The organism is Microbacterium sp. CFSPD4_SD4 (assembly GCF_057364585.1).
Genome location: NZ_JBNFOC010000005.1, coordinates 209,608 through 216,242 on the forward strand (window position 1 = coordinate 209,608; position 6,635 = coordinate 216,242).

The window sequence follows — 6,635 nt, forward strand, 5'->3', positions numbered from 1 at the left end:
GTGAGCGGCGCGATCACCGATATTACCCTGTCTCGCGCTCGCTCGCGAATCGAGGCTCTCTCACTCGCAGCGCAGGCCGTCTTCCGGCACCACGTCTTCGAGGAGGAACGCCTCCACCGCCTCGTCGACGCAGACGTTGCCCTTGTTGTAACCGGTGTGGCCCTCCCCCACGCGGGTGATGAGGACGCCCTCGGAGAGCTGGTCGGCGAGCGACTCCGACCACTCGTACGGGGTCGCGGGATCGTTGGTCGTGCCGACGACGACGATGGGACCCGCGCCTTCCGCCGTGATCTTCTCGCGGGTGCCGGTGGGCGGATACGGCCACACCTCGCACGGGTCGGGTCCCGACCAGTACGGAGCGATGGTCGGCGCCCCCTCCGCGATCTTCTTCTCCGTGGCCGCCTCGGCCGCAGGGTCGTCCTCGACCGGGTAGTCCATGCAGTTGTACGCGCGGAAGGCCTCGGTCGAGTTGTCGATGTAGGTGCCGTTCTCCCGGCCGTTGTAGAAGTCGGCGAGGCGGAAGGCCGTCGACGGGTCGCCCTGCAGCGCCTCGTCCAGGGCCTGGGTGAGGATCTCCCAGCTGTCCTCCGAGTACAGCGCCGCGATGATCGCCGTCATCAGGGCGTCGGCGCCCATGAGCCGGCCGTCGCCGTTCTTCAACGGCGTGCGGTCCGCGCTCGCGAGCAGGGCGCCGAGATCGGCCATCGCCTCGTCGACCGTCCCGCTGAAGGGGCACGAGCCGGAGTCGAGGCAGTTCTGCATGTAGGCCCGCAGGGCCGACTCGAAGCCCAGCGCCTGCGTGGCGCCGACCTCGAGGCCGGGGACGGAGGGATCGATCGCCCCGTCGAGCACGAGCCGCCCGGCCTTCTCCGGGTAGAGCTTGGCGTAGGTCGCCCCGAGGAACGTGCCGTAAGAGTACCCGAGGTAGTTGAGCTCCTTGTCGCCCAGGACGGCGCGGAGGAGGTCCATGTCGCGGGCGGCGTTCACGGTCGTGATGTACGGGAGGATGCCCCCGCTGTTGGCGTCGCACGCCTCTCCGAAGCCGCGGGCGGAATCGAGCAGCTCGGTCTCCCACTCCGGGGTGCCCCGCGGCGCCGAAGGGATGCCGTAGAGGTACTCGTCCATCTCCTTCGCGTCGTAGCAGGTGACGGCGGTGGAGGCGCCGACCCGCGCGGGTCGAAGCCGATGACGTCGTAGTTCTCGATGAGCGCCGGACCCACCGCGTAGTCGAGGCTTCCCTGGATGAGGTCGACGCCGCTGGAACCGGGGCCACCGGGGTTCGTGAGCAGCGAGCCGATCGCCTCGCCCTCGGCCCGATGCCGCACGACGGCGAGCTCGATCTCTCCCGCTCCCGGGTCTTCCCAGTGGAGCGGCGCGGTGACGGTCGTGCAGTCGAAGCCCGGACCGCACTCGGTCCAGTCCAGCCCCTGGGAGTAGAAGGGAAGCAGATCTTCCGCGACACCCTCGGTGTCCGGGGCCTTCTCCACGGCCGGCTTCGAGGACTGCTCCGGGATCATGGCGTAGAGGCACCCGGAGAGCACGACCGAGGCGGCGGCCAGACCGGCGATGAGCGCCGCGGAGCGACGGAGGCGGGGCAGGGATCGAGTCTTCACGGTTTCCTCCCGCTCGTGACGGTCACGAGCAAACTCTCGAGTGCGAGCAGCGGGGCGACGTTGCGCTCCAGCGCCTCACGGGTCTCGGCCAGGTGGTCGAGCACGACGAGCGTACGCTCGACGCTCCAGGCGGCGGCGAGGGCGGCCAGCTCGGCGTGCAGCTCGCGATTGATGAGATCGTCACCGCGGCCGTACTGCAGCATCACGACATCGCGGAAGAGCGACTGCAGATCCGTGAGGACGCGGTCGATGCCGTCCCGCAGACTCCGCGTCGCCCGCTTCTTCTGTTCGTCCTCCAGCGCGGACACCTGGGCCCGCAGCGCCGGAGGCACGGCCTGCCCCTCGGCGACCCCGACGGTGCGCAGGAGCGCGGCGCGTTCCGCCGCATCCCGCTCGGCCGTAAGTGCCTTGGCGTCTTCCGTCGCCGCCTGGATGATGCGCCCCGCGACCTCGACCGCGTCGTTGACCCCACGCACGCCCATCACGGCGCGGAGCGTCTCGTCGCGGCGTCGCCGGGCGGCGTCGTCGGTGGCGAGTCGCTGGGCCATGCCGATGTGGCGCTGCGCGTGTCGGGCGGCCTGCTCGGCGACGGCCTCGTCCACCCCCGTGCGAAGGCTGATGAGGCGGGACACGTCCGCCACGTCGGGTTCGCGGAGTCGGAGCGACCGCACGCGTGACCGGATGGTCGGGAGGAGGTCGGCCTCACTCGGCGCGCAGAGGATCCATACGGTCTGCTCCGGCGGCTCCTCCAGCGCCTTGAGCAGCACGTTGGACGTGCGCTCGACCATCCGGTCGGCGTCTTCGACGACGATGACCCGGTAGCGACCGGCGGACGGGGCGAAGTAGGAGCGCTCGACGAGGGCCCGTGCTTCGGCGATGGTGATGATCACCTTGTCGGTGCGCAGCGCCGTCACATCGGGGTGGGTGCCGGCGAGGACCTGGCGCATCGTGGCCTCGTCGTCGGGCCCCTCGGCGATGAGCGCTGCGGCGAAGGCATAGGCGAGCGTCGAGCGTCCTGATCCCGGAGGGCCCGTGATCAACCAGGCGTGCGAGAGCGCGGCCGGATCGGCCGAGGCGGCGCGCAACGTCTCGACGGCGGCCTCCTGCCCCCAGACATCGGCCCAGGGAAACGGCGGGGCGAGGGTCGAGGGCATGCACTCAGCCTAATCGGGACCGCCGACGCTCCCACCACCCGCTGACGGGCCGTGCGTCCCGTCGGACGAAGCCCTCTCTGTGGAGGATCAGTCGAAGAGCGCCGAGACGCGGGCGCGGATGCGATCGGCGATGCGCTCGGGCGACGCCGCGGCGTCGATCACGAGGAACCGGGCGGGCTCCGCACGGGCCAGTTCGAGGTAGGCGTCGCGCACCCGGGCGTGGAAGGCCTCCTTCTCGGCCTCCAGCCGGTCGAACGGCTTGTCGGCCGAGTCGAGGCGCGTGCGCGCCGTGCCCGGATCGAGATCGAGGAGCACGGTGAGATCCGGAAGAGCACCCTCCGCAGCCCACAGTGAGAGGTCGCGGATCTCCGTGGCGTCGAGGACGCGTCCGGCGCCCTGGTACGCCACCGAGGAGTCGAGATAGCGGTCCTGCAGCACGATCTCGCCGCGAGCGAGCGCGGGGCGCACCACCGTCGCGACGTGGTGCGCGCGGTCGGCGGCGTAGAGCAGCGCCTCCGCGCGCGGCGCGATGTCACCGCGGTGGTGGAGCACGATGTCTCGGATGAGCTGCCCGACCTCGGAGCCGCCCGGCTCCCGGGTGCGCACGACCATCCGACCGCTCTGCTCGAGCCAGGTGGCGAGGAGGTTCGACTGGGTCGTCTTCCCGGAGCCGTCCCCGCCCTCCAGCGTGATCCAGAGGCCGGGGCCTGCGGTCACGACTCCGCCTTCTCTGCCGCCTTCGCCGCCGCGTTCGCGGCCCGGGTCGCCGCCGCCTTCTTGGCCGCCGCCGAGCGAGCTGCCGACGTGGTCGACGTCTTCGCCGCCGTGGACTTCTTCGCCGTGGAGGCCTTCGCCGACGTCTTCTTCGCCGGCGCCTTCTTGGCCGGAGCCTTCTTCGCGGGAGCCTTCTTCGCCGCTCCCCGCTTGGGTGCCGGACCCTTGGCGCGCTTGTCCGCGAGCATCTGCACGGCGATCTCGAACGTGATGTCGTCCGGGGTCTGTCCGCGCGGGATGGTGACGTTCGTCTCACCGTCGGTGACGTACGGTCCGAAGCGGCCGTCGCGCACACGGATGGGCTTGCCGCTCACCGGGTCGGCGTCGAACTCCGCCAGCGCGCTCGACGCCCGGCGGGCGCCGTACTTGGGCTGCTGGTAGATCTCCAGCGCCTGTTCCAGCGTGACGTCGAAGATCTGCGACTCGCTCTCCAGCGACCGGGAGTCGGCACCCTTCTTCAGGTACGGACCGAAGCGCCCGTTCTGCGCGGTGATCTCGTCGCCCGACTCCGGGTCGACGCCGACCACGCGCGGCAGGCTCAGCAGCTGCAGCGCGGTGTCGAGGTCGATCGTCTCGACCGACATCGAGCGGAACAGCGAGGCGGTGCGGGGCTTGGGCGCGGCTTCCTTCTTCGCGCCGCGCTTCCCCTTCGCGCTGGGTGCCTGAGCCTGTCGAAGGTCGACGACCTCGCCGGTGGCCTCATCGACGACGGCATCGTCGGAGACCGGATCGTTCTCCTGCACGTAGGGGCCGAAGCGTCCGTCCTTGACGACGACGACCTTGCCGTTCTCCGGGTTCACCCCGAGGACACGGTCGCCGGCGACCGGCGCGTCGATGAGCTCCTGGGCCTTCTCCGCCGTGAGCTCGTCGGGCGCGAGATCTTCGGGGACGTTGACGATGCGCGGCTTGGCCTCCGGATCCTTCGGGTCCGTCACCTCGAGGTAGGGGCCGTACTTGCCGAAGCGCAGCGTCGCGGCGTCGGTGATCCGCGTCGAGTTCAGCGCGCGGGCGTCGATCTCGCCGAGGTTGTCGACGACCTGGCGCAGACCCACGTGCGAGTCGGAGCCGAAGTAGAACGACTTCAGCCACTCGACACGGTTCTGCTCGCCGCGGGCGATGGTGTCGAGGTCGTCCTCGAGCGCCGCGGTGAAGTCGTAGTCGACGAGCTCGGCGAAGTGCTCCTCGAGCAGACGTACCACGCTGAACGCCAACCACGTCGGCACGAGGGCCTGGCCTCGCTTGACCGCGTACCCGCGATCGAGGATGGTCTCCGGGATCGTGGCGAAGGTCGAGGGGCGACCGATGCCCTTCTCCTCGAGCACCTTCACCAGCGAGGCTTCGGTGTAGCGCGGCTTCGGCGTGGTGCGGTGACCCTTCGCCTCCGCGGCGGACACGGCCAGCTCGTCGCCGACGGAGACGGCGGGCAGGGACTGGTTCTCCGCGGCGTCGGCGTCGCTGCGCTTCTCGTCGCGACCCTCCTCGTACGCCTCGAGGAAGCCCTTGAACGTGTAGACCGTGCCGGAGGCGGTGAACTCCGCCGTCTGGCCGTCCGCCTCGACCGCGATGGTGACGGTCGTCGTCTCGTACTTGGCGTCCGACATCTGGCTCGCGACGGTGCGCTTCCAGATCAGGTCGTACAGCCGCTGCTCCTCGCGGTCGAGCTCGCCGGACAGCGAGGACGGCGTGCGGAAGTTCTCCCCCGACGGGCGGATCGCCTCGTGCGCCTCCTGGGCGTTCTTGCTCTTCGACTTGTAGACGCGCGGCTTGAGCGGCACCGCGTTGTCGCCGTAGAGAGCCACGGCCTGACTCCGGGCCGCCTGCACCGCCTGGGTGCTCAGCGCCGTGGAGTCGGTACGCATATAGGTGATGTACCCCTTCTCGTAGAGGCGCTGGGCGACGCTCATCGCCTGCTTCGCGCTCATCGAGAGCTTGCGGCCCGCCTCCTGCTGCATGGTGGAGGTCGTGAAGGGCGCGTAGGGGCTGCGGGTTCCCGGCTTGGCCTCGACCTTGGTGACGGTTCCCGCCCCGGCGGCGTCGACGGCGCGCGCAAGGGCCGCCGCCTTCGCCTCGTCGAGGACCACGACCGCCTTCTTGAGCTTCCCGGTGTCGTCGAAGTCGGAGCCGCGGGCGAGCTGGCCGCCGTCCACGCGCACCAGGCGGATGCGGAACGACGTGCCGGTCGCGGCCGCATCGGCATCGACGTCCCAGTACTCCGCGGAGACGAAGGCCATGCGCTCGCGCTCACGGTCGACGATCAGGCGGGTCGCGGCGGACTGCACGCGGCCGGCCGAGATCCCGGTCTTGACCTTGTACCAGAGCACGGGCGAGACGTCCCACCCGTAGAGGCGGTCGAGGATGCGGCGGGTCTCCTGCGCATCGACGAGGGCGTGGTCGAGTTCACGGGTGTTGCCGACAGCGGCCTGGATCGCGTCCTTGGTGATCTCGTGGAAGACCATGCGCTTGACCGGCACCTTGGGCTTGAGCGTCTCCAGCAGGTGCCAGGCGATGGCCTCGCCCTCGCGGTCCTCATCAGTGGCGAGCAGGACCTCATCCGCGTGCTTGAGCGCGCGCTTGAGCTCGGCGACCGTCTTGGTCTTGCGGTCCGACACCACGTAGTAAGGGTCGAAGCCGTTGTCGATGTCGATGGAGTACTTGCCGTACGCCTTCTTGTCCTCGGCCGGGATGTCCTTCTTGTCGGCGAGATCGCGGATGTGGCCGACGGAGCTGAGCACCTCGTAACCGTCGCCGAGGTATCCCTGAATAGACCGCATCTTCGTCGGGGACTCGACGATGACGAGCTTCTTGCCTTCAGCCAAGGGGCGTCCTTTCTTCGAAGCACACCATACACACCGCTATCAGGGGTCGTTCACAGCGGGCGAGGGGTAGAGCCGCCGTCATGGTTCCTCGGGTGGCCCGGCACGAGCGCGGGAGACGGCAGCGAGTCCAGCGTACGCCGCCTCCACCGACACGGTCGCCACATACCCTTCCAGCGAACAGCTCGTCAGGCGCCCGCTCGCCGCGGCGACCCTGGCGGCCAACGCACAGGCTCGTCCGCCGTCGGCACCGCGCCGCTCGCGGCATCGGCGGCGGCGAG

The 6,635-nt window shown here is 70.0% G+C and carries 3 protein-coding genes and 1 pseudogene; all 4 read right to left on the reverse strand.

All coding sequences use genetic code 11. From position 1 onward, the window contains the following. Window positions 1–60: 60 nt before the first annotated feature. Window positions 61–1,613, reverse strand: a pseudogene (locus AC2W7E_RS10450) (alpha/beta hydrolase). Further along, window positions 1,610–2,767, reverse strand: coding sequence for a DNA polymerase III subunit delta' (locus AC2W7E_RS10455; RefSeq protein WP_025104277.1), 1,158 nt, complete (start codon window positions 2,765–2,767; stop codon window positions 1,610–1,612). Before AC2W7E_RS10455 ends, AC2W7E_RS10450 begins: the two are co-directional and overlap by 4 nt. Before the next feature lie 87 nt (window positions 2,768–2,854). Further along, on the reverse strand, window positions 2,855–3,484 hold the full coding sequence (gene tmk, locus AC2W7E_RS10460; RefSeq protein WP_485989046.1) for a dTMP kinase: 630 nt from the start codon (window positions 3,482–3,484) through the stop codon (window positions 2,855–2,857). After that, window positions 3,481–6,357: a type I DNA topoisomerase gene (topA, locus tag AC2W7E_RS10465; RefSeq protein ID WP_485989047.1), complete on the reverse strand. Its 2,877-nt coding sequence runs from the start codon at window positions 6,355–6,357 to the stop codon at window positions 3,481–3,483. The genes tmk and topA overlap by 4 nt, the downstream gene beginning before the upstream one ends. Window positions 6,358–6,635: the final 278 nt, after the last annotated feature.

What these genes read in the sequence shown, in the direction of transcription:
- AC2W7E_RS10455 (WP_025104277.1), bottom strand. Translation starts at nt 2,767, where the DNA reads ATGCCCTCGACCCTCGCCCCGCCGTTTCCCTGGGCCGATGTCTGGGGG.